Annotated in this window: 31 protein-coding genes and 1 tRNA gene; 15 read left to right on the top strand and 17 right to left on the bottom strand. The window is 71.7% G+C overall.

The features are described 5' to 3' along the window. Positions 1 to 35: 35 nt before the first annotated feature. Positions 36 to 932 (bottom strand): SDR family oxidoreductase, encoded by an 897-nt coding sequence (locus AB0M82_RS15405; protein ID WP_364721842.1) that lies wholly within the window; start codon positions 930 to 932, stop codon positions 36 to 38. 352 nt (positions 933 to 1284) lie between these two features. Here AB0M82_RS15405 and AB0M82_RS15400 point away from each other — a divergent pair, with 352 nt between their 5' ends. Beyond that, entirely contained in the window at positions 1285 to 2532 is a 1248-nt protein-coding gene (locus AB0M82_RS15400) for an MFS transporter (protein WP_364721840.1), read from the top strand. A gap of 523 nt (positions 2533 to 3055) precedes the next feature. Next, positions 3056 to 4285: a GGDEF domain-containing protein gene (locus AB0M82_RS15395; protein ID WP_364722029.1), complete on the top strand. Its 1230-nt coding sequence runs from the start codon at positions 3056 to 3058 to the stop codon at positions 4283 to 4285. Here the strand turns inward: AB0M82_RS15395 and AB0M82_RS15390 are convergent. After that, positions 4263 to 5249: a hypothetical protein gene (locus tag AB0M82_RS15390; RefSeq protein WP_364721838.1), complete on the bottom strand. Its 987-nt coding sequence runs from the start codon at positions 5247 to 5249 to the stop codon at positions 4263 to 4265. The genes AB0M82_RS15395 and AB0M82_RS15390 overlap by 23 nt on opposite strands. A 150-nt stretch (positions 5250 to 5399) precedes the next feature. On the opposite strand from AB0M82_RS15390, the gene AB0M82_RS15385 reads away from it, so the two are divergent. The 5 genes from AB0M82_RS15385 to AB0M82_RS15365 all read left to right on the top strand — a co-directional run bounded on the left by AB0M82_RS15385 (position 5400) and on the right by AB0M82_RS15365 (position 11332). Further along, positions 5400 to 7553 (top strand): phospholipase A2, encoded by a 2154-nt coding sequence (locus AB0M82_RS15385; protein WP_364721837.1) that lies wholly within the window; start codon positions 5400 to 5402, stop codon positions 7551 to 7553. A gap of 146 nt (positions 7554 to 7699) precedes the next feature. Then, positions 7700 to 9364, top strand: a complete 1665-nt coding sequence (locus AB0M82_RS15380) for an LCP family protein (protein ID WP_364721835.1) — start codon at positions 7700 to 7702, stop codon at positions 9362 to 9364. A 180-nt stretch (positions 9365 to 9544) separates the two neighbouring features. Next, positions 9545 to 10015, top strand: coding sequence for a helix-turn-helix domain-containing protein (locus tag AB0M82_RS15375; protein ID WP_364721833.1), 471 nt, complete (start codon positions 9545 to 9547; stop codon positions 10013 to 10015). A gap of 112 nt (positions 10016 to 10127) precedes the next feature. Next, positions 10128 to 10685, top strand: coding sequence for a helix-turn-helix domain-containing protein (locus tag AB0M82_RS15370; RefSeq protein ID WP_364722027.1), 558 nt, complete (start codon positions 10128 to 10130; stop codon positions 10683 to 10685). A 212-nt stretch (positions 10686 to 10897) separates the two neighbouring features. After that, positions 10898 to 11332 (top strand): hypothetical protein, encoded by a 435-nt coding sequence (locus AB0M82_RS15365; RefSeq protein WP_364722025.1) that lies wholly within the window; start codon positions 10898 to 10900, stop codon positions 11330 to 11332. A 6-nt stretch (positions 11333 to 11338) separates the two neighbouring features. On the opposite strand, the gene AB0M82_RS15360 is transcribed toward AB0M82_RS15365, so the two are convergent. Continuing rightward, positions 11339 to 11560, bottom strand: coding sequence for a DUF3618 domain-containing protein (locus tag AB0M82_RS15360; protein ID WP_364721831.1), 222 nt, complete (start codon positions 11558 to 11560; stop codon positions 11339 to 11341). A gap of 120 nt (positions 11561 to 11680) precedes the next feature. Between AB0M82_RS15360 and AB0M82_RS15355 the strand changes: the two genes are divergently transcribed. After that, positions 11681 to 11754 (top strand) — tRNA-Leu (locus tag AB0M82_RS15355). Between the two features lie 11 nt (positions 11755 to 11765). Here AB0M82_RS15355 and AB0M82_RS15350 read toward each other — a convergent pair. Together AB0M82_RS15350 and AB0M82_RS15345 are read right to left on the bottom strand one after the other, a co-directional pair. Then, entirely contained in the window at positions 11766 to 12068 is a 303-nt protein-coding gene (locus tag AB0M82_RS15350; protein WP_364721829.1) for a hypothetical protein, read from the bottom strand. Positions 12069 to 12078: 10 nt separating this feature from the next. Then, complete coding sequence (locus tag AB0M82_RS15345; protein ID WP_364721828.1) at positions 12079 to 13035, bottom strand: saccharopine dehydrogenase NADP-binding domain-containing protein; 957 nt, start codon at positions 13033 to 13035, stop codon at positions 12079 to 12081. Positions 13036 to 13105: 70 nt separating this feature from the next. On the opposite strand from AB0M82_RS15345, the gene AB0M82_RS15340 reads away from it, so the two are divergent. From AB0M82_RS15340 to AB0M82_RS15315, 6 genes are all read left to right on the top strand, one after another. After that, a complete protein-coding gene (locus AB0M82_RS15340; protein ID WP_364721826.1) occupies positions 13106 to 14032 on the top strand; it encodes a helix-turn-helix domain-containing protein in 927 nt (308 codons plus the stop codon). 69 nt (positions 14033 to 14101) lie between these two features. Then, complete coding sequence (locus tag AB0M82_RS15335) at positions 14102 to 14989, top strand: hypothetical protein (RefSeq protein ID WP_364721824.1); 888 nt, start codon at positions 14102 to 14104, stop codon at positions 14987 to 14989. Between the two features lie 195 nt (positions 14990 to 15184). Beyond that, positions 15185 to 15367, top strand: a complete 183-nt coding sequence (locus AB0M82_RS15330; protein WP_364721822.1) for a hypothetical protein — start codon at positions 15185 to 15187, stop codon at positions 15365 to 15367. A 190-nt stretch (positions 15368 to 15557) separates the two neighbouring features. Then, a complete protein-coding gene (locus AB0M82_RS15325; RefSeq protein WP_364721820.1) occupies positions 15558 to 16103 on the top strand; it encodes a DUF4352 domain-containing protein in 546 nt (181 codons plus the stop codon). A 23-nt stretch (positions 16104 to 16126) separates the two neighbouring features. After that, positions 16127 to 16600 carry a thioredoxin-dependent thiol peroxidase gene (gene bcp, locus AB0M82_RS15320; RefSeq protein ID WP_364721818.1) on the top strand — a complete coding sequence of 158 codons (474 nt, stop codon included), beginning with the start codon at positions 16127 to 16129 and terminating at the stop codon, positions 16598 to 16600. Between the two features lie 118 nt (positions 16601 to 16718). Next, positions 16719 to 17183 (top strand): VOC family protein, encoded by a 465-nt coding sequence (locus AB0M82_RS15315; protein ID WP_364721816.1) that lies wholly within the window; start codon positions 16719 to 16721, stop codon positions 17181 to 17183. A gap of 1 nt (position 17184) precedes the next feature. Here AB0M82_RS15315 and rdgB read toward each other — a convergent pair whose 3' ends face one another. Genes rdgB through AB0M82_RS15290 form a run of 5 tightly spaced genes read right to left on the bottom strand, consistent with a single transcriptional unit; the run spans position 17185 to position 20846 of the window. Next, positions 17185 to 17787, bottom strand: a complete 603-nt coding sequence (gene rdgB / locus AB0M82_RS15310; protein ID WP_364721814.1) for an RdgB/HAM1 family non-canonical purine NTP pyrophosphatase — start codon at positions 17785 to 17787, stop codon at positions 17185 to 17187. Next, positions 17784 to 18560: a ribonuclease PH gene (rph, locus tag AB0M82_RS15305; RefSeq protein WP_364721812.1), complete on the bottom strand. Its 777-nt coding sequence runs from the start codon at positions 18558 to 18560 to the stop codon at positions 17784 to 17786. Before rph ends, rdgB begins: the two co-directional genes overlap by 4 nt. Before the next feature lie 23 nt (positions 18561 to 18583). Further along, positions 18584 to 19351, bottom strand: a complete 768-nt coding sequence (locus AB0M82_RS15300; RefSeq protein WP_364721810.1) for an MBL fold metallo-hydrolase — start codon at positions 19349 to 19351, stop codon at positions 18584 to 18586. A gap of 29 nt (positions 19352 to 19380) precedes the next feature. Further along, complete coding sequence (murI, locus tag AB0M82_RS15295; RefSeq protein WP_364721808.1) at positions 19381 to 20187, bottom strand: glutamate racemase; 807 nt, start codon at positions 20185 to 20187, stop codon at positions 19381 to 19383. After that, the gene (locus AB0M82_RS15290) at positions 20184 to 20846 is read right to left on the bottom strand and encodes a rhomboid family intramembrane serine protease (protein ID WP_364721806.1); all 663 of its coding nucleotides are present in this window, start codon (positions 20844 to 20846) and stop codon (positions 20184 to 20186) included. The genes murI and AB0M82_RS15290 overlap by 4 nt, the downstream gene beginning before the upstream one ends. Positions 20847 to 20939: 93 nt before the next feature. Between AB0M82_RS15290 and AB0M82_RS15285 the strand changes: the two genes are divergently transcribed. Beyond that, positions 20940 to 21797 carry an arylamine N-acetyltransferase gene (locus AB0M82_RS15285; protein WP_364721804.1) on the top strand — a complete coding sequence of 286 codons (858 nt, stop codon included), beginning with the start codon at positions 20940 to 20942 and terminating at the stop codon, positions 21795 to 21797. A gap of 2 nt (positions 21798 to 21799) precedes the next feature. On the opposite strand, the gene AB0M82_RS15280 is transcribed toward AB0M82_RS15285, so the two are convergent. The 7 genes from AB0M82_RS15280 to clpS form a co-directional block, all read right to left on the bottom strand. Next, a complete protein-coding gene (locus AB0M82_RS15280; RefSeq protein WP_364721803.1) occupies positions 21800 to 22516 on the bottom strand; it encodes an aspartate/glutamate racemase family protein in 717 nt (238 codons plus the stop codon). A 13-nt stretch (positions 22517 to 22529) separates the two neighbouring features. Continuing rightward, entirely contained in the window at positions 22530 to 23480 is a 951-nt protein-coding gene (locus tag AB0M82_RS15275; RefSeq protein ID WP_364721801.1) for a cysteine synthase, read from the bottom strand. Positions 23481 to 23483: 3 nt separating this feature from the next. Continuing rightward, positions 23484 to 23756: a MoaD/ThiS family protein gene (locus tag AB0M82_RS15270; protein ID WP_364721799.1), complete on the bottom strand. Its 273-nt coding sequence runs from the start codon at positions 23754 to 23756 to the stop codon at positions 23484 to 23486. A 69-nt stretch (positions 23757 to 23825) separates the two neighbouring features. Continuing rightward, entirely contained in the window at positions 23826 to 24233 is a 408-nt protein-coding gene (locus tag AB0M82_RS15265; RefSeq protein ID WP_364721797.1) for a M67 family metallopeptidase, read from the bottom strand. A 64-nt stretch (positions 24234 to 24297) separates the two neighbouring features. Next, positions 24298 to 25281 (bottom strand): P1 family peptidase, encoded by a 984-nt coding sequence (locus AB0M82_RS15260; protein ID WP_364721795.1) that lies wholly within the window; start codon positions 25279 to 25281, stop codon positions 24298 to 24300. Further along, on the bottom strand, positions 25278 to 25835 hold the full coding sequence (locus tag AB0M82_RS15255; RefSeq protein WP_125313000.1) for a DUF2017 domain-containing protein: 558 nt from the start codon (positions 25833 to 25835) through the stop codon (positions 25278 to 25280). The genes AB0M82_RS15260 and AB0M82_RS15255 overlap by 4 nt, the downstream gene beginning before the upstream one ends. Beyond that, a complete protein-coding gene (gene clpS, locus AB0M82_RS15250; protein ID WP_364721793.1) occupies positions 25832 to 26131 on the bottom strand; it encodes an ATP-dependent Clp protease adapter ClpS in 300 nt (99 codons plus the stop codon). The genes AB0M82_RS15255 and clpS overlap by 4 nt, the downstream gene beginning before the upstream one ends. Positions 26132 to 26173: the final 42 nt, after the last annotated feature.

The raw sequence follows: 26173 nt of genomic DNA, 5'->3' as shown, positions 1-26173 counted from the left end.
TCCTAGCGAAAGCTCGGCTTTGAAACACAAAGTGGTTAGGCGGTGCGGGGCGAAGTGTCGGTCCACTTGCGCAGTCGCGGTGGGACGCGCTTCTCGAGGCCGTAGTTCTCGAGGTGGGCGGAAAACACCTCGTCGAACGCCTTCTGCACGGTCTCGGTGTCCCAGACCGGGCGCTCGAGGATCGGCTGCTTGAGGAACGGCTGACCCATGATGTGCAGCTGCGGGCCGTTGCACCGGATCATCTGGCCGGTGATGCCGTGTGAGCCGTCGCCGAGCAGGAACAGCACGACCGGCGCGATCCGCGCCGGCGTGCGGTCCGGCGGGCAGGCGCGCAGGGAGCGTTCGGACTTCCACACCATCCGCGTGTGCGCGAGGGGGCAGAGGGCGTTGACGCGGATCCCGGCTTCCTCGAGGTCGAGCGCCCACGAGTAGGTCAGCGACGCGACCGCGCCCTTGCTCGCCGCGTACACGCCGAGCTTGCGCTGCCCGAGCGAAGCGCCCGAGGAGATGTTGACGATCGAGCCGCCGGTGCCCGCGTCGACCATCGCCTTGATCGCGGCCAGTCCGGTGTTCACCACGCCGAGGACGTTGACCTGGATCAGCTCGCGGGCCTGCTCGAAGTCGTCCTCCCACGGCAGCGCCTCGTAGTTCAGCCCGGCGTTGTTGACCAGGCCGTCAATCCCCCCGAACTCTTTGACGCACAGCTCGACGATCTCCTGCGCCTCACCGGCGTCGGCCACGGTGTGCCCGCTGGCCACGGCCTGGCCGCCGTGCGCCCGGATGTTCTCCGCCGTCCGCTCGGCCAGCTCGACGTCGATGTCGTTGACGACCACCGACCCGCCCGCCCGCGCGACGTGCACCGCGAACGCCTCACCCAGCCCCCGCCCGGCGCCGGTCACCACGACCGCCTTGCCCTGCATCAACCCGTCCATCGTCTTCTCCCCGCTTTGCGGCGCCCGGCGGCGCGCGGCCGTCCACCCCGGCCGGCTCTCCGTCCAGTCTTGGCCCATTCGGTCGAACGGGGCATCGTCCCGACGACGAGCGGCGGCCGCGCTGCGCCGAGCGAGTCCGGTTCGATCAGCCCGGAGGTACCCCCGCGCGCCGGTCACGGCCACCGGTTGCCCCTGGCCGGTGAGGGTCATCCGATCGGCTCTCCGAGGATGAGGAAGCGCGTTCCGAGGACATCGGGGCGTAGCCGGCGGCATACTGTTAGTGCTTCCGGGAGGGCCGACCGTGACTCCCCCGGACGGGGTCGTCACTGGCGAGGCACAATGCCGACGGTCCATGTTCACTCGATCGGGGGACGGTGGTTACGAGGTGGCGACACGCGCGACCCCGCGGCTCCGGGCCGTCCTGGCCAACCGCGAGTTCCGCGCGCTGTGGTTCGCCGAAACGCAGTCGATGCTCGGCGACCAGCTGACCATCGTCGCGCTGGCCATCCTGATCTTCGACCGGACCGGATCGCCGCTGCTCTCGGCCGTCGTCTACGCGCTGACCTTCCTGCCCGCCCTCGCCGGCGGGCTCGGGCTGTCCCAGCTGGCCGACCGGTTCCCCCGGCGCGCGGTGCTGGTGTCCGGCTCGCTCGCCCAGGCCGTGCTGATCGGGCTGATGGCCTTGCCCGGGACGCCGATGGGCTGGCTGTTCGTGCTGTTCGTCTTCGCCCGGCTGGCGAACGCGCCGGGCAACGCGGCACAGAACGCGCTCGGCCGCGAGATCTTCGCCGACGACGACGTCTACCTGCAGAGCCAGGATCTGCGCGGGATCACGAACAACACCGCGATGCTGGCCGGCCTGGCCGCCGGCGGCCTGCTCGTCACCACCATCGGCACGTCGTGGGCGCTGGCGATCGACGCGCTGACGTTCCTGGTCGCCGCCGTCGTGGTGCGGCTGCTGGTGCTGCGGCGGCCGGCCGCGGGGGACGGGGCCGCGCCGTGGTTCGGCGCCGTCCGGCAGGTTTTCGGCGACGAACGGCTGCGGGTGCTGCTCTACCTGTCCTGGCTCGTCGGCCTCGCGGTGATCCCGGAGGGCCTCGCCGCGCCACTCGCCGCGCAGCTGGGCGCGGGCGACCAGGCGGTCGGCTGGCTACTGGCCGCCGACCCGCTGGGCTTCGTGATCGGCACGTTCGTGCTTTCGCGGTTCGTCTCGACGGAGCACCGCCGCAAGCTGCTGGGAGTGCTGGCCGCGCTGCCGCTGGCCGCGCTCGCGGCGTTCGCGCTGCGGCCGAACCTGGCGCTCGCGCTGGTCCTGCTCGCGCTGGCCGGTGCGACCGGTGCGTACGTCATCACGGTGTCGGCCACGTTCCTCACGTGGGTGCCCAACGACATCCGGGGCAGCGCCGGCGGGCTGTACCGGACCGGGCTGCGGGTCGCCCAGGGTGTGGGCGTCGGCATCGGCGGACTGGTGGCCCAGGGAGTCGGGTCCGTGAACACGACCATCGCGCTCGCCGGAGCCGTGGGGCTGCTGGTGGCCGTCCCAGTCGCGCTGGCCTGGCGCCGGGTGGGCGGGACAGAACCGGAGCCACGGTTGTCATGAACGGTTTCTCGCCGGGTTTCAGGCGTCACGGTTCGACATCGGTCGCCACCTCTCCGTACAGGATCGATCATGAATGACATTCAGCCAGGGACAGCGAGTAATTCGCGCTCGAGTCAGCAGTCGCGGTTCGACATGGGGTCGACACCTCCGTCATGGGAAGCATGAACAAGCGATTGGGCCGGGTTCCCGGTCGGTTCGGCTGAGAACCCGGAGGTTCTGTTACTGAAGGATGATACCCGGCTACGGAATGCGTCAACACTCTTACAGGTACCGATGAGATTACTCAAGCCCCGGGCTAGACTGGAAAGGAGGTGACCAATTGCATCCCGGACCAGACGACGACCCGGCGGCCGGCGACGGCGCCGCGGCGGCCGCGCGGCAGGCACGGGGACCAGCCCCGCAGCCACCGGTGACCGTCCCAGCCGGACCGGCGGGCGGTCCGGCTGGGACGGTCGAGCGCGACCACCCGTATCGGCCCGGCAACTGGGCGCTCTGGCGCCGCCCGCCGGTGCTGATCGCTTTCATGCTCGGCTGCGAGGTCGTCGCGGTCACCGTGCTCACGGTTTCCTTCCGCCTTTCCGCGATTCCCGGTGGACGCGACTGGATCAATTTCGCCATTCTCGCCTGCGGTGCCACAGTGCATATCCAGCTGACGCAGCGGCAAGAGGAGCGGCGACGCAATCGCGCCAAAAAGGTACTGATCGACCTCACCGCCGTCTGGACGTTTTCGGCGGCGTTGATCCTGCCGGTGCCACTGACTCTGCTCATCGTTTTCCTCATTCGCACACAGCATTGGTTCATCGCGCGACGGCCGGCTCACAACTTCATTTTCTCGTCGATCACCCACGGGCTGGCCGGCGCGGTCGCCCACCTCACCTACGAGGCGCTCGGGCCGCACCTGCTCGGCCAGTCCGGCTGGGGCGGCTTCTGGCACGAGGCGGGCACCATCGTCGTGACCGGCGTCGTGTACGAAGTGATCCAGATCCTCTACGTCGGCGGAGCGCTGGCTCTCGGGCTCTCGTCCGAGCCGACCCTGCGTAACGTCCTGGGCAGCCCAGCCGACAATCTGCTCGAAGCGGTCACCATCGGCCTCGGCGCCGTGACCGCGATTCTGCTTGCCGTCGTCCCGCCGATGGTCGTCGTGATGGCGGTCGCCACCGTGGTCTTCAATCGCCTCGCGGAACTCGACCAGCTCCAGAACGACGTCCGGACGGACCCGAAAACCGGCGTTCTCAACATGCGCGGGTGGTCGGAGTCGGCCGAGCGGGCACTCGAACGGACTGCTCGATCAGGCGATCAGCTGGCGCTCCTGATGGTCGATCTCGATCACTTCAAGTGGATTAACGACACCTATGGACATCCGGCGGGCGACGACGTGCTGCGCACCGTTGCGCAAACCCTCGACGAAGTGACGCGACCCAGTGACTTGGTCGGCCGATTCGGCGGCGAGGAATTCCTCATTCTGCTGCCGGACATCGACGAAGAGGCGACCTGGGACGCCGCCGAGCGAATACGTATAGCGATTGCCAAACTGCATATCGTGACAACGGACAAGCGCGGCGATCCGGCCACCGTCGCGGGCCGGACGACGTCGATCGGTGTCGCCCGCCACCCGCGGCACGGCGACACCTTGGAGCGACTGCTCCACTCCGCGGACGCCGCCGTCTACCTGGCGAAGGAGAACGGCCGCGACCAGGTCTGCTTCGCCCCGGACACGCCGGGCGCCGGCCTTACCCGCCCAGCCGAACCGTGAGCTCGAACTTGACGAGCACCTCGGCGGACGTGCCCGCCGCCGCCGGGTCGAGCCGCAGCCGCTCGCCGCGGTAGCCGGCCGACTCCAGCCGCAGCATCCGGGCGCCGGATGCCGGACGGGGGTGGCACCAGTGCCGCACGAGCCCGGTCCGGGCCGGGTCCTTGGCCAGGAGGAGGTACTCGTGCCCGAGGTCGTCGGCCACCCGGCCGAGGCCGGTCCACCACAGCGCCCGCAGCGTGGGCCCCCCTCGGTCGTCCACCAGATCCACGGGCGGATCGGAGTCGATGTCGACGCGGAAGCCATGATCGCCGACGCGCACCGAGCGGACGTCGAGAAAGGCGGCCCGCGACGACAGACCCTCCGGCCCGCGATCACCCGGCAGCGGGCCGGACGGCTCACATTCACCGGCATCGACCCGCGACACCAAGACCTCCCGTCCTGGGTCGCCGAAGTCGGCCGGTGGCAGGAGTGCCGCCACCGTCAGCTCCGCGGCTCGCACCCCGTCCTCCCCGTCCGGGACCACCGGGGCGCCGCGCAGCTCGTCGGCCAGGATCCGGTGGCCCGTGCCGTTCGCCCAGCCCAGCGCCGCCGCCCGGAGTCCCGGCTCGGTCCGCAGCCGGTCGAGCAGGGCGCCGGCGCGGCGGCCCGCCCGCCAAGCCCCGCTGTAGCGGGCGGCGCGCACCAGCCGGGCCGCCTCCGGACCCGGCGTGTCCGGCCTGAACAACCCCGTCATCGCCTGGTCGAGGGCACGCAGCTGGTCGCCCAGCACCACGCGAGCCACCGGCCCGGGATGGCGGCGCGCCAGCTCCATCGGCGAACAGCCGAGCAGCGCGCGGGCGAGCACGCGCAGCTCCGGCGTGCGCGGTTCGCGCAAAGCGGCGCCGGGGGCGAGCCGGCGCAACGCGCACGCCGTGTTCTCCACGGGCACGGCGAGCCGGCCGGTGCCGGGATCGGTCGAGGCCACTGCACGCCCTCCTCGTTCCGCCCCCACCTCCACTGTTCACGGGGGCGGGCCGGCGGCGGAAGGGAAGAACGGGCGGCCGTTCGGGCAGCCCGGGAAACCCTCGGGTTAGCCCCATGTCGGCGCCGCGGCGGGGCTGGCACCCTGGGAACCATGCCAGCCCCGACCGAGCCGCCCCGAGTCCGCCGACCCTGGTCGACGTCCGGCTGGCTGCTGCTGGTCCTGCTGGTCGTGTTCGCGTTCGGGCTGATCGCCTCGCGCCCGCCGTCCCCGCCGGACCAGGGCCCGCCCACCGGGGACGTGCTCGCCGCGCGGAACTCGATCGAGGCGCTGGTCCACCCCGGCCCGCACCCCGACGCGCTGGCGCGGCTGCCGAAGGACTTCACCGCGCTCAGCGGCGTCACCCCGGCCGCGCTGCCGGCCCGCGACGGCACGGTCCGCGCCGTGCACGTGGACGGCGGCTGCTCGACGCCGTGGGGCGACGACAACACGAAGTGGGACTACGCCGTGCCGTGCAAGTCCCACGACCTCGGCTACGACCTGCTGCGGTACGCCGACCGCAAGGGCCACCCGCTCGGCCCGGAGGTCCGCGAGGCACTGGACGACCGGCTCTCGGCCGACATGCATCACGCCTGCGACCTCAACCCGATGAACTCGGCGGTCACCTGCCGGGTCGTCGCGTCCTTCTATTCGGCCGGGCTGGTCGTCAACTCGTGGCACCAGCGCTGGGGCCCGCCGGTCGGCGACCCGATCGGCCCGATGGTCGCCGGGGTGCTGGTGATCGGCTGCCTGCTGGTGTTCCGGCTGCGCGGCTGGCTGCACGCCCGCCGCGTGCCGCGGGCGCCGGCGCCCGCGGCCGCCCCGGCGTCGGTGAGCCGGTGGGCGCTGCTCGGCGCCGGCGGGGTCGTCCTCCTGCTGCTCGGCGAATCGGTGACGGCGCTCGCGCACTGGGCCGGCACACCCGAACCGGCGCTGTGGCCGCTGACCTGGCTCGCCCAGCTGGCCCCGCTGATCTTCTTCGCCGGCGGCCACCTCAACGCGGCCGGCTGGCGCGCCGAACAGCGGGACGGCGGCGGCTACCGCCACTACCTGGCCGAACGCGCCGGCGCGCTGCTGCGCCCGGCGTCGATCTTCGCGGTCGTCGCGCTGCTGACGCCGCTCGCGCTCGAACTCCTCGGCATCCCGGCGGGGACGACGGCCACGGTGATGCGGATCGCGCTGCACCCGCTCTGGCTGCTCGGGGTCTACCTGCTGACGATCGTCTGCGCGCCCCCGCTGCTGGCGCTGCACCGCCGGGCGCCGGTGAGCGCGGCCGCCGCGCTCCTCGCGCTGGTCGTCGTCGGCGAAGTGACAGCGAACTGGTCCGGTTCGCCGTTGCCGCGCTACGCGGCGACGTTCGCGCTCGCGCTCCTCGCCCAGCAACTCGCCTTCGCGCACGCCGACGGCGTCCGCCCGTCACGGCGTTTGTTCGGCTTCGTGGCCTTCGCCGGAGTTGCGGGCCTCGCCGGGGTGAGCGTCCTGCGAGGCGGGCCGCCCGTCCTGCTCGGCAGCCCGGGCGCCCCGGCGGCGTTCTCCGCCCCGCCGTGGGGCGTGCTGCTGCTCGGCCTGGTCCAGCTGGGCCTGCTCGGGCTCCTGGCCGGCCCGCTGGCGCGGCTCGGCGCGCGGCCTGCCGTCACCGGCGCCTGCCGGTTCGTCCTGCGCGCGCCGATGAGCCTCTACCTGGCGTTCCTCGCCGGGATGCTGCTCCTGGTCGCCGTCGTCCACCTGCCCGGCCGGATCGCCGACGGGCTGAGCTGGGTGGTCCGGCCGCGCACGCTGGTCGCGGTGGGACTGCTCGCGCTGCCCGCCGCCCTGGTGTTCTGGTGGTTCGAACGGCACACCCACGACGCCCGGGCCCCCCGCGCGGCCGAGCACCCGGGCCGCGGGACGGCGGTGCTCACCAGGGCCGCGGCCGGCCTCGGCATCGGCTACGCGACGCTCGGCGTCTTCGGCTTCGCGCTGACCCGCTTCGGCGGGGTGGCCGCCGACGCCGACCTGCTGGGCCTGCGGCTCGACCCGATCCAGAGCCTGGTGCACCTGCTGCTCGGGGTGTTCCTGCTGCACACGATCCGGATCGGGGCCGGCGCGGCCACCGGCACCTGGCTCGCCACCGCACTCGCCTGCGCGCCCTCGCTGCTGTTCGCCGCCGACGGGGACACCCCCGGCTTACTCGGCGTCACGCTCCACGCGGTGACGGCGGCGTTCGCCCTGCTCGCCGCCGCCGGCACGGTGCTGGCGGCCAGACGACCGGTGAATGCGACGTCCTGACCAGGCGTAACCGGTGGCCATGCGGGAAACTGGGTGGCGTGTGACACATCCGGAGGGGGATGTGTAACGCTACCGCAACCCGGGGAAGGCACCATGCGTCCCAACCCCTAGCACCACCCGTTCGAACGCAGTGAGGAGTCGCCCGCGTGGACCACCCGCCTCGGAACGGGCAAGGCGGCCGCCGCCCCGCCCGGCCCCGGCAGGACGAGCCAGGCCAGGACGACGCCCGGCGCGGCACCTCGCCGCGCCGCCCCGCACCCCGCCGCGAGCCGGTGGACGCGCGCCGCGGCGACCCGCCGCCCCGCCGCCCCCAGCCGCGCCCGCCCCGCCGGCGCTCCTTCCGCGGCGCGAAGATCTCGCTGACCGTCGTGTCGCTGCTGGTGATGGGCCTGACCGGGTACGCGTGGGCGGCCATGCAGGGCCTGGTCAACGGGCTGAACTACACGAACGTGCTCAGCGACGGCGGCGGTGGCGAGAAGCCCGCCGACGGCGCCCGCGACATCCTGCTGGTCGGCCTCGACAGCCGCACCGACGCCCAGGGCAACCCGCTGCCGCGCGAAGTGCTCGACCAGCTGCGCGCCGGCGTGGCCGACGGCGAGCTCAACACCGACTCGCTGATCTTCGTGCACATCCCGAACGACGGCAGCAAGGCCGTCGCGATCTCGCTGCCGCGCGACACCTACGTCGACATCCCCGGCGGCTACGGCAAGCACAAGATCAACTCGGCGTACGCCCGCGCGATGCTCTCGGCCCGCAAGGACCTGCAGAAGCAGGGCGTCACCGATCCGAAGGAGCTCGACGTCAAGGCCAACCAGGCCGGGGCGAAGGAGCTGATCGAGACCGTCGAGAAGCTCACCGGGTCGACCATCGACAACTACGCCGCGGTGAACCTCCTCGGCTTCAGCGAGATCACCAAGGCCATCGGCGGCGTCGACGTCTGCCTGAACAACAACGTCAAGGACCAGTACTCCGGCGCCAACTTCAGCAAGGGGCAGCACACCATCTCCGGCGTCGAAGCGCTGGAGTTCGTCCGGCAGCGCCACGGCCTGCCGAACGGCGACCTCGACCGCGTCGTGCGCCAGCAGGTGTTCATGGCCGGCATGGCCCGCAAGGTGCTGTCGGCCGGCACCCTGACCAGCCCGGCGAAGCTGTCCGACCTGATCGAAGCGATCAAGAAGTCGGTCGTGCTCAACCAGAACTGGGACATCTTCGGGTTCGCCCAGCAGATGAAGGGCCTGACCGGCGGCCAGCTCGAGTTCCGCACCATCCCGGTGAAGAACGTCGATTACAAGACCCCCGAAGACGGCTCGGCCATCCAGGTCGACCCGGCCGAGGTGAAGCAGTTCGTGCAGGGGCTCGCCGGACCGCAGCCCGGCACGGCGGCGCCGCCCGCCCAGCAGGCCGACAGCGCGAACAAGGCGACCACGGTCGACGTCCGCAACGCCTCCGGCCGCACCGGCCTCGCCGCGAGCGTCGCCAAGACCCTCCAAGGCAAGGGCTTCACCTCCGGTGACACGGCGAACGCGACCGGGCGCAAGACCACGGTGATCTGGGTGCCGAAGGGCGGCAAGGACGCCGGCCAGGCCGTCGCGGACGCGCTCGGCGGCTCGCCGACGATCCAGGAGGACAAGAGCGTCCAGGCGGGGCACGTGACGGTGTTCCTCGGTGCCGACTACGAGGCGTCGAGCTCGAACGTCAGCGCCGGCAGCGGCGCCGGAGCCGCCGCCGGAGCGACGTCGCAGGCCGCTCCGCCGCCGGGCGCCGACGAGGAGAAGCCGATCACCGCCGAGGGCGTTCCCTGCGTCAACTGACCCGGTCGACGCGGTGCCGTTACCCCGTTCGGACTAACTCGCGCAATCGGTATCAAAGACATGCCGGAATTCGCGTAAGGCCCGGCCTCCTGCGCACTTACATACACGTGAGGGTGCACCTGCACGGGAATTGTCACTGTCGTGCGGGTGCCGGAGGAGCGCACGGCAGGGGACGTTGATGTGCTGATCGACGCTGAGGACTACCAGCGGATACTCGGGGACGAGCTCCGCAAGCTCCGGCGCAGCCGAGGGTGGACGCGCAAGGAGCTGAACCAGCACCTGCAGAGCGAGATCTCGCTGCAGACGCTGGCCACCTACGAACTGGGCACCCGGCAGTGTTCCGTGGTGCGCCTCGTCGAGCTGTGCGTCGCGATGGACGAGCTGCCCCAGAACCTGCTGGCCAAGGTGCACAGCCGGGTGTTCGTCGACGAGCCCGGCCGGGTCCGCGTCGACCTCCGCAAGGTCGTCGCCGACGCGCCGGCCGACTTGTTTCCGCTGCGCCGCTGGGCCGAGGACCGCTTGCGCCGGGCCGGCGAACACGGCGCCGGCGAGATCTCGCTCGACCTGCCGGCGCTGGAGCGCATGGCCGAACTGTGCGAGCTGCCGACCGTCGATCTCATCGGCCGCCTCCGCCGCTACACCTCCCGCTGAGCCCCGCCGGGTTCCTGTTACTCGCAGTCCACCTTACTCAGAGTAAGTTACTGACGGTAGAGTGATGCCGGTGACCACCGCGAAGCGCAAGCGCATGCCACGGGCCGACCGGATGCGGCAGATGATCGAGGTCGCCGAGCAGGTCTTTTCGGCGCGCGGCTACGCGGCGGCGTCCATGGACGAGATCGCCGAACTGGTCGGCGTCTCGAAGCCGATGCTCTACGAGTACTTCAACTCCAAGGAAGGCCTGCTCCTCGCCTGCATCCGGCAGTCACGGGCGGTGCTGCGCGAGGCCACCGAGCAGGCGACCGCCGGCGCGACCGGCGCCGAGGACGCGCTGCGCCGCGGCGTGCTGGCGTTCTTCGTCTTCATCCGGGAGCGGCGCCAGGCGTGGTCGCTGCTGCGGCACGAGATGGCGCTGATCGGCACGCCGGCCGCCGACGAGGTCGAGGAGACCCGCCGCCAGCAGACCGACCTGATCGCCGCGCTGATGAGTGACCACTTCGACAGCGGTGACGAACTGAGGGCCGAAGCGGCCGCGGAATTCGTGGTCGGAGCGTGTGAACGGCTCGCGATCTGGTGCGAGCGGCACGAGGAAGTGAGCCCCGAGATGGCCACGCGGTACACGATGGACGTACTGTGGGCCGGCCTTGGGCAGCATGCACGGTAGCCTGCGCGTGCAATGCGCCAACTGACGGTTACTCAGTGCATACTCTGCTTCGTGTCTTGTGACACAGAGTTTCTCTACGGTATCGATGACACGGTAGAAAGTGTGCTGGAGCTTTGTGACCGTGCGAGGGAGGCGGAAACCACGTCATGACGACGTGGCGACCGAGTCACGGTAGTGGGAAGCAAGCTGGTGAGGAGAGGGGCGTGAGGTGGATGGTGGAAGCGATCACGGCGACGTACGTCCAAGAGGACGCCGACTGGACGATCACGGTCAGCGGCCACGGCAAGGAGCTGACCGCCAGAGCGCCCGGCATCATCGCCGCGCGGGACCGGGCCGACCAGCTGGTCGAGCAGCTCGGTGACGGCGGCAAGACGACAGTGGTGCACCTGCTCAACGGCAGTGCGCTGGACTTCACGAGCGCCTACATGACCGCCCGGCTGACGCTCCCGAAGCTCCCGCCGCTCGAGGTCCCGCCGCCCGGCGGCGTGCCGAAGCAGCAGACCAGCGAGCAGGCACCGGCCTCGACGGAGAAGAAGCCGGTGCTGCCGCCGAGCAAGCAGCTCCCCAAGGCCGTCGAAGATCGCAAGGCCTCGGCCGGTCCGGTGCCGGCCGAGACCAAGACCCCGGCGAAGCGGGCCCGCGCCTGATCGCCGCTACTTGAGGAGCTTGCGCACCAGCAGGACGAGCACGAGGACGCCCGCGCCGATCAGCGGGTACTTGACCTTGGGGTTGTCCAGCTTGGCGCGCGCGCCGTCCTTCGCCGCGTCCGCGAGCTTCTTCGGGTCGGCCTTGACGGTCAGCTGGTCGAGCGTCGCCGCCAGGGCGGTCCTAGCCTGCTCGATCTCACGCTCGATCGTCTCGGGATCGCGGGCCACGTGTCCTCCTCGCCGCAAGGGACTCCAGGCGGCCCACGTTAGCTGGCCCGCCCCCGGCAACCCGCACCGGCCACGCCCGACGTGGCGAACCGCGTAGCGCGCTACGCTTCCGAGTGCTGGGGGCCCGTAGCCCAATTGGCAGAGGCACATGGTTTAGGTCCATGCCAGTGAGAGTTCGAGTCTCTCCGGGCCCACTCTCGGCGCGTCATCGCGTAGCACCCCCGGTTCCGGCGAGGACGGGGAAGTTGCTGCGGAACACCCCGTGCGGGTCGCGGTTCCGCTTGATCGTTCGCAGCCGCTCGAGCGCGCCGGCGGTGAACGTGGCCGCGGCGTTCTCCCCCGGCGCGAGACAAGTGAACGGCTTGCGGTCGCCGACGTCCGGGCCGAGACCGGTGATCAGAGCGTCCTGCCGGGCGTGGATGGCCGCCGCCGGCGCGGGCGGGCGGACGCGGCCTCCGTCCGCGTCCGCGCCTTCGCCGAAGCCGCACACGACCTCGTCTCGGCCCACCGGTGACGCCTCAGGCCGGAGTTTCGACCGAGATGTGCGGCGAGAGCGCCCGCAGGAAGCCGGGCGCGTCGAAGATCTCCCCCGCCGAGGCGACCCCCTTCACGCGGGTCCGGCCGGTCAGGATCCGATCGACGGCCTCCACCGCGAGCGGCGCGCTGACCGCGTAGATGTCCTGGCCGCGCGCGACGATCCGGCGTTCCTCCGCGCCGGCGCGCACGACGACGTCGACCACGAACGTCTCGGCCGAGCGGCGTTCCTGCGCCGCCGACAGGCCCTCGGCCGCGGCGGTCGTCATGTACGTCGTCACGTCGGGGACGTCGAGGTGACGCGGGATCGTCACGACGTCGGCCATCGTGAACTCGCCGAGGACGGGCCGGGGCCCCAGCGGCGCGGGGAAGGCCCACTCCAGGGTCGGCAGGGCGTCGTCGCGGTGCTCCAGCCGGCCGCCCGCGTACCGGAGCCGCCTGCCGTCACGGCGCTCGCGGGAGACCCGGCCGGCCGAAAGGGTCCCCGGCGTCGGGTGCCAGCCGCTCAGCCCGTACGCGACGTGCACCTCGTCGGCCGTCGTCCAGTCGCCCATCGCCGTCGTGGCCAGCAGGTCGCCCAGGCCACCGAAGAACGCCATCGCGGGCACGATCACGGTGTCCGCGTCCGCGAAGAGCGCGAACGTGTCGAGGTTGGCCTCGATCTCGGCCGCGACGTCGACGTACGGGACGCCGGCGCGGATGGCCGCCTCGATCAGCGGGGTCGCCGTCTCGGCGAACGGCCCCGCGCAGTTGATCACCGCCGCCACGCCGTCCAGCGCGCGGTCGAGCGCCGCCGGGTCGTCGACCGAGGCGGGCCGCCCGCCGGGCAGTTTCGCCGCGTTCCGGCCGGAAAGAACCACGTCGAATCCGCGTTCGCGCAGCTCGGCCACCACGAAGCGGCCAGTGTGCCCATAAGCGCCGTAAACCAGTACCGAAGTCATGCAGCAATCCTCACGGCTGCCGTGCCCCGGCACCAGTGTCCGGAACGCCGCGATGCGTACACTTTCGGACATGACTTCTGTCGCGCTGGCCGCCACCGACGGGATGCTGTCCTTCGAGCTGACCATCGCCTCCGAGGTGTTCGGGGAGAACCCGCGGTACGACTTCTCGGTCTGCGGTTCCGCTCCCGTGCGGGTCGGCCGGTTCCGGCTGGAGCCGGACCACGGGCTCGACCGGCTGGCGCGCGCGGACACGGTGATCGTGCCCGGGTGGGCCGACGTCGACGTGGCCCCGCCCGCCGACCTGGTCGACGCGGTGCGCGCGGCCCACGCGGCCGGAGCGCGGGTGGCGTCCCTGTGCACGGGCGCGTTCGTGCTGGCCGCCGCCGGCCTGCTGGACGGGCGGCGGGCGACCACGCACTGGGCGCACACCGACGTCCTCGCCGCCCGCTACCCACGGGTGACGGTGGACCCGGACGTGCTCTACGTCGACAACGGCAGCGTGCTCACCTCCGCCGGCAAGGCCGCCGCGATGGACCTGTGCCTGCACCTGGTCCGCGCCGACCACGGCTCGGCGGTCGCCAACGCGGTCGCCCGCCGCCTGGTCGTCCCGCCGCACCGATCCGGCGGCCAGGCCCAGTTCGTCACCACCCCGGTCCCCACCCACGACGACCACCCGCTGGCTTCGCTGCTCCCGTGGATCACGGCCCGGCTCGACCAGCCGCTGACCGTCGAAGACCTGGCCCGCCAGGCGAACCTGAGCTCCCGGCACCTGGGCCGCCACTTCCGGTCGGCGACCGGCACGACGCCGTTGCGATGGCTGCTGACCCAGCGGATCCGCCGCGCCCAGGAACTGCTGGAGAACACCGACGCCGGGATCGACACCATCGCGGAGGCGGTCGGCATGGGCACCGCCACGACGTTGCGACGGCACTTCAACCGCACGGTCGGCGTGCCACCGGACACCTACCGCCGCACGTTCCGCGGTCAGACGTCCTGACGCGAGGCCGCCGCCCTGGGGTCCGATCCGTTCAAGACGGGCGACCGCGCCGGGTGCGACGCTGGCCGCATGGCTGTGAACTTTTCCGCGGCGGCGTCGTTCATGGCGACGCACGCCCGCCTCCTCGACCGGCGCCGCTTCGAACTGCTCCGCGGCGAAACGAACGCCGACGCCGTGCTGGCCGCCGTCGACGGCTACCGGAACCCCGACGGCGGCTACGGCTGGGGCCTCGAGCCGGACCTGCGGGCGCCGGAGAGCCAGCCCGGTGGCGCGCTCCACGCCTTCGAGGTGTTCGAGGAGATCGCCCCGGACACGGCACCGCACGCGGCGAAGCTCTGTGACTGGCTGGCTTCGGTCTCGACGCCGGACGGCGGCCTGCCCTTCGCCGTGCCCGTGGCGGATCCCGCCGGCTGCGCGCCTTTCTGGGTGCAGGCCGATCCGGCGGCGGCCACGCTGCAAAGCACCGCGTTCGCCGCCGGCGTAGCGTTGCGCGTCGCCCGCCACGACGCGGCGGTGCGCGAGCACCCGTGGCCGGCCGCCGCGACGCGGTACTGCTTCCGCGGCATCCGCGAGCTTGCGTCGGCACCGCACGCGATCGCGCTGTCGTTCGCGGTGCGGTTCGTGGACGCCGCCCACGACCTCCATCCGGAGGCGGCCGAGCTGCTCGACCACCTGGCCGCGTTCGTCCCGCCCGACGGCCTGGTCCCGGTGGCCGGTGGTTCGGAGGGCGAAACCCTGCGGGCGCTGGACTTCGCGCCGCTGCCGGACCGCCCGGCGCGTACGTTGTTCAAGGACGACGTGATCGACGCCGAGCTGCGGCAGCTCGCGGCCGAGCAGCAGGACGACGGCGGCTGGCGGGTCGACTTCGCGAGCTACTCGCCCGCCGCGGCACTCGAATGGCGGGGCTACGCGACCGTTCGTGCGGTGTCCATCCTTCAGCGCAACGGCGTCGCCTGAACTTCTACACGAGCGACACCGAGGTTCACTCGAACGTGGAACTTCAGGGAGCGGAGTAGTGAGCGAACCGGCCGTGGTGACTCTCCGCGTCCCCGGCCGGACCCGGCGTGTCGAGTCACAGCGGCCGCACGCGCCTTCCGGCGGGCCCGGCCGAACCCGTACTGTGACGGGGAAGCCGGTTCCCGGAGGTGAGGCATGTCGTCGCGCAACCCGTTGCGCTGGATCGCCCGCTGGGCCGACTGGTTCGAGGAACGCGGCGTGTACGTGCCCGGCGAAGAGAGCCGCGCGGTCGATCCGATTCGCGATTTCGGCTGGCTGATGGCCGCCTGGGTGGCCGGCGTGGCGATCTTCATCCTGTTGTTCGCGCTCGCAGTTTAAGTGGCATGTCGGCAGTGATTGTCACCACCCGTGCCGTTCCGGTCACGGATTGGCCACGGAGCGGCACCAGGTGCGCGACAACCCCCCGTCGCGCCTCGTAACGCCGCGCGATCACGGCCACAGTGGAGCGGGTTCGCCCGGCACGCCCGTTGCCGAACGGAACCCCGACCCGCCGACTGGAGTACCCGCGATGGCGCCCGCGCGCACGTGCAAGATCATGTTCACCTCAGGACTGCTTTGCCTGGCGGTGGCGTGCGGGGTCCCTTCGGCCAAGGAAGGCACCGCGGCGCTCGGCGCGGCCGGCTCCCCCGCGGGTGCCGGGGCGTCGGCTTCGCAGGCGGGCAACGACCTCAAGTTCGGCGCCGACCACCGGTTCGCCAGCGGCGTCACCATCTCGGTCGGCTCCCCGAAGTCGTTCCAGCCGAGCCTCTCGGCGTACCCGCAGAGCCCGCGCGGCGCCGCCTTCGACGTCCAGCTGACCAACGACGGCGCGACGACGTACAAGCTGTCGGGCCTCACGGTCACCGCCACGTCGGACGGGACAGCGGTCAAGCAGGTCGTGGACACGACCCAGGGCTTCACCGGCATCGCCGACGCCGGCAAGGACGTGCAGCCGGGCCGGACGGTGCACGTCACCTTGGCGTTCGCGGTACCCCAGCAGCAGACGCAGCTGCGGCTGCAGATCCGGCCGAGCGCGACCGAGGCCGCCGCGGTCACCTACTGCGGTCCCGCCTGACCTGTCGCCATTAGGCTCGGGGCATGAGCGAGCGACTTTCCCCCGGCGACGAAGCCCCGGACTTCACCCTGCCCGACAGCGAGGGCAGGGAGGTGTCGCTGCGCGACTTCCGCGGCAAGTCCGTCGTGGTGTACTTCTACCCGGCGGCGAGCACTCCGGGCTGCACGAAGCAGGCCTGCGACTTCCGCGACAACCTCGCCGAGCTGAACGACGCCGGCTACCAGGTGCTCGGCATTTCCCCGGACGCGCAGGCGAAGCTCGCGAAGTTCGCCGACACCGAGAAGCTGACGTTCCCGATCCTCGGCGACCCGGAGAAGACCGTGATCTCCGAGTGGGGCGCGTACGGCGAGAAGAAGAACTACGGCAAGACGTACCTGGGCGTGATCCGTTCGACGTTCGTCGTCGACCCGGCGGGCAAGATCGCCAACGCCTGGTACAACGTCCGCGCGACCGGCCACGTGGCCAAGCTGATCCGGGATCTCGGCCTGGCTTCCTGAGGCGTTCCACGGAAGGCTCGGCCCCGGAGTCAAGCTGACCAGCCACCAGTTCTCCTTGACCTCAACCAAAGTAGAGGTCACAGCATGGGTCAAGATCCCATCCACCAAGGAGAACCGCATGGCCGACCTCACCAAGGGCGTCACCGAACTGGTGCTCGAAGCCCGCGACCTCGAAGCCTCCGAACGCTTCTACACCGACGTGCTCGGGCTCCCCGTGGTCCTGCGCTGGGAGGGCCCGACTTGGAAAGGCCGCGAGGCCGTCTGGGTCCAGTCCGGCGACCGGACCCGCATCGGGCTCTGGAAGCCCGCCGTCGGCATCGCGGGCGCCCGCCCAGGCGCGCACGTCCACTTCGCGATGACCGTCGCGGAGGAGGACTACGACGCGGCCGTAGCCCGTGCCCGAACCCAAGGCGTACACGTCGACGAGGTCTACTTCGGCAACGATCCGGCGGCACCCGGGCAGCGAAGTGCGTACGTCACCGATCCGGACGGCCACGTAGTCGAACTCTGGACCCGCGACGTCGCCACCCAGGCCGACGCGGGCCCTCCGCACGCCGTCACGCCGGACGTCCCCGGGCTCTAGCCTAGGCCAGCTCCCGCAAAGCCGGAAGCAGCGCCCGCAACGCCCGCCCCCGGTGCGAAACCGCGTCCTTCTCCGCCGGCTCCATCTCCGCCGACGTCCTGCTCTCCCCATCCGGCAGGAAGATCGGGTCGTACCCGAACCCGTTCGTCCCGCGCCGCGAGCGAACCAAAGTCCCTCGCCACTCGCCCCGGACCACAGTCTCCTCCCCCGACGGCAGCACCAAGGCCGCAGCACAAACGAACTGCGCCCCACGGCGGTCATCGGGCACGTCGGAAAGCTGCCCCAGCACCAGATCCAGGTTCGCCTCGTCGTCGCCGTGACGACCCGACCACCGCGCCGACAGCACGCCCGGCATGCCGTTCAACGCGTCGACCGCGATACCCGAGTCGTCGGCGATGGCCGGCAACCCGCAAGCCGCCACCGCGTCACGGGCCTTCGCGACCGCGTTGCCCTCGAAGTCCGGCGCGGTCTCAGGCGCCTCGGGAAACGAGGGAACGTCCGCGAGGCCGAGGACCTCGATCCCCGAAATCCCTGCCGCGGCAAGGATCCGCCGAAGCTCGCCCAGCTTCTTCGCGTTGCGAGTGGCGAGAAGCAGTTTCGTCACTTCGAGCCCTTCTTCTTGTCCGGCCGCGGCTCCGGCAGCTCGCCGGGGTACGGCAGCGCCAGCGCCTCGTTCTGCAGCCGGGTCAGCTCCTCACAGCCGGCCAGCGCCATGTCCAGCATCGTGTCCAAAGTGGACCGGGCGAACGTCGCACCCTCGCCGGTGCCCTGGACCTCGATCAGCGTGCCCGCGTCGGTGGCGACCACGTTCATGTCGACCTCGGCGCGCGAGTCCTCCTCGTACGGCAGGTCGAGCCGCACCCGGCCGTCGACCACGCCGACGCTCACCGCGGCCACCGACGACGACAGCGGCTGTGGGTCGTTGAGCCGGTTCGCCGCGCCCAGCCACGTGATCGCGTCCGCCAGCGCCACATATCCGCCGGTCACCGCGGCCGTGCGGGTGCCGCCGTCGGCCTGGATGACGTCGCAGTCGATGACGATCGTGTTCTCGCCCAGCGCCGCCAGGTCGATGCAGGCCCGCAGCGACCGGCCGATCAGCCGCGAGATCTCGTGCGTGCGGCCGCCGATCCGGCCCTTCACCGACTCGCGGTCCCCGCGCGTGTTGGTCGCGGACGGCAGCATCGCGTACTCGGCCGTCACCCAGCCGAGGCCGGAGCCGGCCCGCCAGCGCGGCACCCCTTCGGTGACGCTCGCCGCGCACAGCACCCGCGTGTTGCCGAATTCGATCAGCACCGACCCCGCAGGCCACTGCTGGAACCCCCGGGTGATCTTGATGTCACGGAGCTGGTCGTCGTTCCTGCCATCTTTTCGAGCCACGGGTGCACTCTAGGACCGCCCGCTCAGACGTCGTAGACGGCACCCTGCTTGACGACCTCGGCCCCGGGGAACCCGGCCGAGGCCTCGGCCAGCACCGCACCCGGGTCCGTCCACGGCGCGATGTGCGTGAGCAGCAGCCGCCCGACACCCGCGTCGCGCGCCAGCTCGCCCGCCTGCTTCCCGGACAGGTGCACGCCGGCCGGGCGTTCGGCCGAGTCCGTCCAGGACGCCTCGGCGAGCAGCAGGTCGACGCCGTCGGCGAGCTCGTTCAGCGCCGCGCACGGCCCGGTGTCGCCGGTGAAGGCGAGGATCCGGCCGCCGTAGGAGATCCGGAGGCCGTACGCCGTGGTCGGGTGGTCGACCTCGACCGCGACGACCTCGAACGGCCCGATGCGGAACGGCTCGGCCCGCATCGGGCGGAAGTCGTAGACGTCGGTGAGGTCGGTGACGGCCCGTTCGGTCTCGTTGGGCGCGTACGCGTTCGCCAAGCGGGTCGGCGCGTCCGGTGGCGCGTACAGCGGCAGCAGACGTGGGCGCGCCGGGTACGGCGGCGCCGGGTGGTAGCGCCGCAGGACGGTGAGCGCGCTGACGTCGGCGCAGTGGTCGGGATGGAGGTGCGTGAGCACGAGCGCGTCCAGGTCGAACGGGTCGGCCACGGCCTGGAGCTGGGCCAGCGTGCCGTTGCCGAGTTCGAGGCCGAGCAGGAACCCCTCGGCCTCGACCAGGTAACCGGACGCGGCGGCGTTCGGCCCGGGGATGCTGCCGGAGCATCCGAGGATGGTCAGTCGCACGACGACACCCTAAGCGTCGGCCACCGCGATCACGCGGTGGTGGGAGCGAGGACACCCGGGGCGAAGCCCATGAACCGCTGGGCGAGCCGGGTGAACGGCTCGGCCGAGCCGGTGGCCAGGAATTCGTGCCGCGGCGGCGTGTCCCTCGTGGTCAGCAGGTCCTGTTCGGTGAGCACGCGCACGAGGTCCTTCGCGGTCTCCTCGGCGCTGCTCACCAGGGTGACTTCCTGCCCCATCACGATCTGCAGCACGCCCTGCAGCAGCGGGTAGTGCGTGCAGCCGAGCACGAGCGTGTCGACCTGGGCGTCGAGCAGCGGCTGCAGGTAACCCTGCGCGAGCCCGAGCACCTGGCGCCCGGAGGTGATGCCGCGCTCGACGAAGTCCACGAACCGCGGGCAGGCGACGCTGGTGAGCGTGATGCCCGGCGCCGCGGTGAAGGCGTCTTCGTAGGCCCGCGACCGCACCGTGCCCTCGGTGCCGATCACGCCGACCTGGCCGGTGTGCGTGGCGACGACGGCGCGGCGCGTGGCGGGCATGACGACCTCGATCACCGGCACGTCGTAGCGCTCGCGCGCGTCGCGCAGGCAGGCCGCCGACGCCGTGTTGCAGGCGATCACCAACGCCTTGACGCCGCTCTCCACGATCTCGTCGAGCGCCGCGAGCGCGTAGCTCCGGGCGGTGGCGATCGGCAACGGGCCGTACGGGTTGTGCGCCGTGTCGCCGACGTAGCGGAGCTGCTCGGCGGGCAGCTGCTCGAGAATCGCCCTCGCGACCGTCAGCCCGCCGACGCCGGAATCGAACACGCCGATCGGGGCATCAGCGGGCGGTGACGTCACACCCCGAGGTTACCCGGGACCGCGGACCCGGCTTTGCGGGACTTGCCCGTGCGGCTGGTCAGCCACGCCGCGAGGACGCCGGCCAGCGCGCCGAAGACGTGTCCCTGCCAGGAGACACCCGGGTTGCCCGGCAGCAGCCCGGCGAGCATGCCGCTCCACACGCCGAGCAGGACGACGGCGACCAGGATCTGCCCCGCCGCCCGGTTGAACAGGCCGCGGACCAGCAGGTAGGCGAGCCAGCCGAAGGCCAGCCCGGACGCTCCGACGGTGACCCCGTCCGACGGCCCGGCGAGCCACACGCCGAGGCCGGAACCCACCCAAATGATGGCCGTGACCAGCGCGAACCGGCCGATCCCCGCGGCCATCGCGAGGAAGGAGAACACCAGGACGGGTACCGTGTTCGCGAACAGGTGCGACCAGCCGGCGTGCAGCACCGGCGCGAACAGCACGCCGTCGAGCCCGGACAGCGCTCGCGAGTGGATGCCGCCCTGGTCCAGGTCACCGGGGAGGATCACGTCCACCAGCTCGACCAGGTAGAGCAGCAGGGTGAACGACAGCGCGACGAGCGCGGCCGCCCTCGGTTTCGGCGGCAGCACGCGCTTGGCGGCGTCGGTCGCGGCGTCGGTTTCCGGGGCCGGGTTCACGGGCAGAGTGCTCACGTCTTCGAGGCTACGTCCGGTTCCGGCGGGTCCGCCTCGGGTGAAATCCCTGATCCGCCGGTTTTGTCGGTGGTCGCCGCTAGCGTGGCGGGCATGGGGAACATCGACGTCACCGGATACCTGCGGCGGCTCGGCCTCGGCGTGGAACCGCCGAGCCTGGCCGCCCTGCGGCGGCTGCACGCGGCACACGTGGAACGGGTGCCGTACGAGGCACTGGAGATCCAGCTCGGGCGGCCCACACCGCTCGAGCCATCGGCGTCGACGGCGCGGATCCTGCGGGGCCGCGGCGGGTACTGCTACCACCTCAACGGCGCTTTCTCGGCCTTGCTGCGCGCACTCGGCTACCAGGTCACGCGCCACCTCGGCGGGGTGCAGGGCAGCCAGGACGCGCCGAACGTCGACCGCAACCACCTGGCCCTCACCGTCACCGGCCTGCCCGAGGACCCGTCGGTGAGCTGGCTGGTGGACACCGGGCTGGGGGACGGCATCCACGAGCCGCTCCCCCTACGGGAAGGCACCTATGTCCAGGGTCCGCACACCTACCGGCTCCGGCCGTCGGAGGTCGCGCCGGGCGGCTGGCGGTTCGACCACGACCCGTCGGGCAGCTTCGCGGGCTTCGACTTCGCGCCCGGCCCCGCGGAAATGGCCGACTTCGCGGAGAAGCACGCCTGGCTGTCGACGGCGCCCGAGTCCGGGTTCGTGCGGGTCTGCGCGCTCCTGCGCCGGGACGCGACCGGCGTCGACACCCTGCGCGCGCTGACCCTGGACCGCCACGGCGCCAAGGAGGTGCTCGAGTCGCCGGAAGACTGGTGGACGGCGGTGGGTGACGTGTTCGGCATCCCGTCGGCGCAGTTCACACCCGAGGAGCGCGAGCGGCTGTGGCGGCAGGTCGTCGCGCAGCACGAGGCGCGCGTGGACAAGCCGGACGGCGAGGCGGTGGTCAGCGTGTGACGTCAGGCCGGCGGCTGCGGCAGTGAGGCGGTGCCCAGCGCGTAGTCCACCGCCGCGTCGGCGTGCAGGCGGGTCGTGGGGAAGGTCGGCACCGGGGAGTCCTCCGGGCCGACCAGCAGCTCGATCTCCGTGCAGCCGTAGATGACACCCTCGGCACCCGCGTCGACCAGCCGCGCGATCACCCCGCGGTAGGCCTCGCGCGACTCCGGTCTGACGACGCCGAGCACCAGCTCGTCGTAGATCACCCGGTGCACGAGGTCGCGGTCTTCGGCGCTCGGCACGAGCACGTCGAGGCCGTGCGCGGCGAGCCGGCCGCGGTAGAACGGCTGCCCCATGGTGAACCCGGTGCCGAGCAGGCCGACCCGGCGGATCCCGGCGGCCTCGATGGCCGCGGCGGTGGCGTCGCCGAGGTGCAGCAGCGGGATGCCGAGGCCGTCTTCCAGCCGGCCCGCCACCTTGTGCATGGTGTTGGTGCAGAGCACGACGAAGTCGGCGCCGGCCGCTTCCAGGGCCTTGGCGGCCCGGTTGAGCTCGGCACCGGCGTCGTCCCAGCGGCCGTCGGCCTGCATGCGCTCGATGGCGGCGAAGTCGACCGAGTAGAGCACGGTGTGCGCCGAATGGAACCCGCCGAGGACGGCCTTCACCCGTTCGTTCACGAGCCGGTAGTACTCGATCGACGACTCCCAGCTCATCCCGCCGAGCAGCCCGATGACCTTCATGCCGTCAGGATGCCTAAGCCCAGAGCTGCCCGTCGAGCCTTTCCGCGGCTTCGTCCAGTGAGCCCGCGTAGGCACCGGTGGACAGGTACTTCCACCCACCGTCCGCGACGACGAAGGCGACGTCGGCCGCTTCGCCGCGAGCAGCCGCCTTCTCGGCGACCGCCAGCGCCGCGTGCAGCACCGCGCCCGTCGAGATGCCGGCGAAGATGCCCTCGTGCTCCAGCAGCTCCCGCGTCCGGCGCAGCGCGTCGTACGCGCCGACGGAGAACCGGCCGTTGAGCACGCTGGGGTCGTACAGCTCCGGCACGAACCCCTCGTCGAGGTTGCGCAGGCCGTAGACCAGCTCGCCGTAGCGCGGCTCGGCCGCGATGATCTGGACGTCCGGCTTCGCCTCGTGCAGGTACCGGCCGACGCCGACGAGCGTGCCGGTCGTGCCGAGGCCGCCGACGAAGTGCGTCAGCGTGGGCAGGTCCTTGAGCAGCTCGGGGCCGGTGCCGCGGTAGTGCGCGTCGGCGTTGGCCGGGTTGCCGTACTGGTAGAGCATCACCCAGTCCGGGTTCGCCTTGGCCAGCTCCTTCGCCCGCCGGACGGCCTCGTTCGAGCCGCCCGCGGCCGGCGAGAACACGATCCGCGCGCCGTAGGCCTGCAGGAGCTGTTTGCGCTCGGTCGAGGTGTTCTCCGGCATCACGCAGACCAGCCCGTAGCCCTTGAGCTTGGCGGCCATGGCCAGCGAGATGCCGGTGTTGCCCGACGTCGGCTCCAGGATCGTGGAGCCGCGCCGCAGCTTGCCTTCGCGCTCGGCGGCTTCGATCATGGCCAGCGCGGGGCGGTCTTTGATCGAGCCGGTCGGGTTGCGGTCCTCCAGCTTCGCCCACAGGCGCACGTTGTGCGTCGGCGAGAGCCGGGGCAGCCCGACGAGCGGGGTGCCGCCGAGCGCGTCGAGCAGGGACTCGAAGCGAGCCATCGATCAGCCACCGGCCACGGCGGGGAGGATGGTCAGGGTGTCGCCGTCCTTGACCTCGGCCTCGAGCCCGCCGGAGAAGCGCACGTCCTCGTCGTTGACGTAGACGTTGATGAAGCGGTGCAGCTTCTCCTCCTTGACCAGGCGGCCCTTGATGCCGGCGTGGCGGGACTCGACGTCGTCGATGACCTCGAGGACGGTCGTGCCCTTCGCCTCGACGGACTTCTCGCCGCCGGTGTGGGTGCGCAGGATCGTCGGGATGGAGACGGTCACGGCCATGGGTTCTTACCTCCGGTGGGGGTTCTTACACGCAGACGCCGGTGGCGCGGCGGTTTATTCCGGGCGGGGTCAGTCGACGATCTCGACCGGCTCCTCGGTGATCTCGGCGTCCACGATCCGGTACGACCGGAACTCGTGCACTTCGGGGTCGCGGGTGGAAACGAGCACGTAGTGCGCGTCGGGCTCGGCCGCGATGGACGCGTCGGTCCGCGACGGGTACGCCTCGGTGGCGGTGTGCGAGTGGTAGATCACCACCGGCACCTCGTCCTTCGCGGCCATCTCGCGGTAGAGCTTCAGCAGGTCGCCGGAGTCGAATTCGTAGAACGTCGGCGACCGGGCCGCGTTCAGCATGGGGATGAAGCGCTCGGGGCTGTCCGAGCCTTCCGGCCCGGCGATCACCCCGCAGGCCTCGTCGGGATGGTCACGACGGGCATGGGCGACGATCTCGTCGACGAGTTCACGGCGGATCCGGAGCACACCGACATCTTAGGTCGTGGACAAACCCGGTCCAGATGGTGAGACATTCCGCTCACCAGGCCGGTTACCCGAACGCTTCCGGCCAGACGTCCCGGTAGGCAGGCACCCCGCCGGCCGTGGTCGCGGCCAGCAGGCCGTGCACCATTGCCCGCGCGAACACCCGCGCCGCCGCCGAGCAGAGCGCGTCCAGCGCCGCCGGCCGCGCCGCTTCGCCGAACGGCCCGCTCGCGTCCGGCAGCGCGTGCGCGCCCGTGGCCAGCGCGAACACGGTGTCGCCGTCGAACATCGTGTGCGCCGGACGCACCGCCCGCGCCAGTCCGTCCTGCGCCGCGACCGCGATCCGCCGAGCTTCGGCCTTCGACAGCGCCGCGTCGACCGCGACGACGCCGATGGTCGTGTTGAGGTCGGTCCGGCGAGAGGGCAGTGAAGCCGGCCGGGAAGGCCACGTCACGCCGAAGTCGCCGTGGTCGGCCGCGTACGCCCGGCCCGTGGCGAGGTCCACGGCCTCCCCGGCCGCGTTGACCGCCGCCAGCGCCCCGACGGTGAATTCACCCACGACCTCGCTGGCGGTGCCGATCCCGCCTTTCAACGACCCCACGGCCGCCCCCGCGCCCGCGCCGACCGTGCCCTGCGTCACCGGCCCGGAGTCCGCCGCGGAGCAGGCCGCGTAGCCGAAGGACGCGTCAGGCCGGTTGCCCCACTCGCCGCGCGGCAGGTCGAACAGCACGGCGGCGGGCACGATGGGCACGACTTCGTGCGGCCGCGTGCCCACCGGAAAGCCCAGGTTCCGCTCCGCCAGCCACCGCATCACGCCGTCGGCCGCGGCCAGGCCGTAAGCCGACCCGCCCGAGAGGCAGACGGCGTTGACCCGCTGCACCAGGTTCTCCGGCTCCAGCAGGTTGGTCTCGCGCGTGCCGGGCGCGCCGCCGCGCTGGTCGACGGCGCCGACCGCGCCGTCGGGCACCAGCACCACGGTCGTCCCGGTCGCCCAGCCGTCCCCGACCCGCTCGTGGTGCCCGACCAGGACACCGGGCACGTCGGTGATCATCCGGTCAGCGCCTGGATCAGCGTCTCCTGCACCCAGGTCAGCCAGTGGTAGACGCCGAGGTGCGGCGCCCGCGGGTCGTCCTCGGGCAGCTCGTCGGGCATGTCCTCGGTGACGTCGAGAGCGGTGCCCAGCGCCAGCCGGACGTCGTTGAGCGCGCCCAGCCAGGCGTCGGCCTGCTCCTCGGTCAGCCGGACGTGGCCGCCGTCACGGGGCAGCGTGTCGAGCACGATCTTGGCCACGCCGACCTTGATGTCGAGCAGCTCGGGCTCGTGCAGCGAGCGCATCGCCGAGGCGGAGTCGAGGTCCTCGCGGGTCGGGTTGTCCGGGTCGAGCTTGTGGAAGTCCGGGAGCAGCCGCGACAGCACCGGGTCGTCCGGGGACTCGGTGGGCCCCGTCCGGATGCCGGTCAGCTCGGCGAGCTCGTCCTGCGGCGCCTCCTCGGCGCGCGCGGTGAGCATGTCCTCGAGCTGGCTGACCAGCCCGCGCAGCACGGCCGCTTCCTGCTGCTCGAACCCCGCGTGGATCACCGCGCCTTTGCGTCGCCAGCCGTTCACGATGGCTGCTCCATGGTGGCCCACAGGCCCGCCGCGTGGAGTTTCGCCACGTCCGTCTCCACCTTTTCCTTGCTGCCGGACGACACGATCGCCTTGCCTTTCTGGTGCACGTCCAGCATCAGCTTGGTGGCGTGGTCGCGGCTGTAGCCGAAGAGCTTCTGGAAAACGTAGGTCACGTACGACATGAGGTTGACCGGGTCGTTCCACACCACGGTCCGCCACGGTGTGTCCGAGGCGGTGGCCTCGGCCCCGACCGGGTCAACCTGCGTCTGTTCGGAAGCGACAGGCGTGGACATGCACCCCATGGTGTCACGGGGGTCACGGGGTACGCCGCGCCA

Origin of the sequence: Amycolatopsis sp. NPDC051128 (genome assembly GCF_040682715.1) — a bacterium.
Lineage (GTDB): Bacteria > Actinomycetota > Actinomycetes > Mycobacteriales > Pseudonocardiaceae > Amycolatopsis.
The sequence above is the reverse complement of the archived record's forward strand: the minus strand, read 5'-3'. Positions and strand labels throughout refer to the sequence as shown.

Coding starts and splice junctions, on each gene's coding strand:
- AB0M82_RS15405 (WP_364721842.1), bottom strand. CDS start 932: ATGGACGGGTTGATGCAGGGCAAGGCGGTCGTGGTGACCGGCGCCGGG.
- AB0M82_RS15400 (WP_364721840.1), top strand. CDS start 1,285: ATGTTCACTCGATCGGGGGACGGTGGTTACGAGGTGGCGACACGCGCG.
- AB0M82_RS15395 (WP_364722029.1), top strand. CDS start 3,056: ATGCTCGGCTGCGAGGTCGTCGCGGTCACCGTGCTCACGGTTTCCTTC.
- AB0M82_RS15385 (WP_364721837.1), top strand. CDS start 5,400: ATGCCAGCCCCGACCGAGCCGCCCCGAGTCCGCCGACCCTGGTCGACG.
- AB0M82_RS15370 (WP_364722027.1), top strand. CDS start 10,128: ATGCGGCAGATGATCGAGGTCGCCGAGCAGGTCTTTTCGGCGCGCGGC.
- AB0M82_RS15365 (WP_364722025.1), top strand. CDS start 10,898: ATGGTGGAAGCGATCACGGCGACGTACGTCCAAGAGGACGCCGACTGG.
- AB0M82_RS15345 (WP_364721828.1), bottom strand. CDS start 13,035: ATGACTTCGGTACTGGTTTACGGCGCTTATGGGCACACTGGCCGCTTC.
- AB0M82_RS15340 (WP_364721826.1), top strand. CDS start 13,106: ATGACTTCTGTCGCGCTGGCCGCCACCGACGGGATGCTGTCCTTCGAG.
- AB0M82_RS15335 (WP_364721824.1), top strand. CDS start 14,102: ATGGCTGTGAACTTTTCCGCGGCGGCGTCGTTCATGGCGACGCACGCC.
- AB0M82_RS15330 (WP_364721822.1), top strand. CDS start 15,185: ATGTCGTCGCGCAACCCGTTGCGCTGGATCGCCCGCTGGGCCGACTGG.
- AB0M82_RS15325 (WP_364721820.1), top strand. CDS start 15,558: ATGGCGCCCGCGCGCACGTGCAAGATCATGTTCACCTCAGGACTGCTT.
- bcp (WP_364721818.1), top strand. CDS start 16,127: ATGAGCGAGCGACTTTCCCCCGGCGACGAAGCCCCGGACTTCACCCTG.
- AB0M82_RS15315 (WP_364721816.1), top strand. CDS start 16,719: ATGGCCGACCTCACCAAGGGCGTCACCGAACTGGTGCTCGAAGCCCGC.
- AB0M82_RS15285 (WP_364721804.1), top strand. CDS start 20,940: ATGGGGAACATCGACGTCACCGGATACCTGCGGCGGCTCGGCCTCGGC.
- AB0M82_RS15280 (WP_364721803.1), bottom strand. CDS start 22,516: ATGAAGGTCATCGGGCTGCTCGGCGGGATGAGCTGGGAGTCGTCGATC.
- AB0M82_RS15275 (WP_364721801.1), bottom strand. CDS start 23,480: ATGGCTCGCTTCGAGTCCCTGCTCGACGCGCTCGGCGGCACCCCGCTC.
- AB0M82_RS15270 (WP_364721799.1), bottom strand. CDS start 23,756: ATGGCCGTGACCGTCTCCATCCCGACGATCCTGCGCACCCACACCGGC.
- AB0M82_RS15260 (WP_364721795.1), bottom strand. CDS start 25,281: ATGATCACCGACGTGCCCGGTGTCCTGGTCGGGCACCACGAGCGGGTC.
- clpS (WP_364721793.1), bottom strand. CDS start 26,131: ATGTCCACGCCTGTCGCTTCCGAACAGACGCAGGTTGACCCGGTCGGG.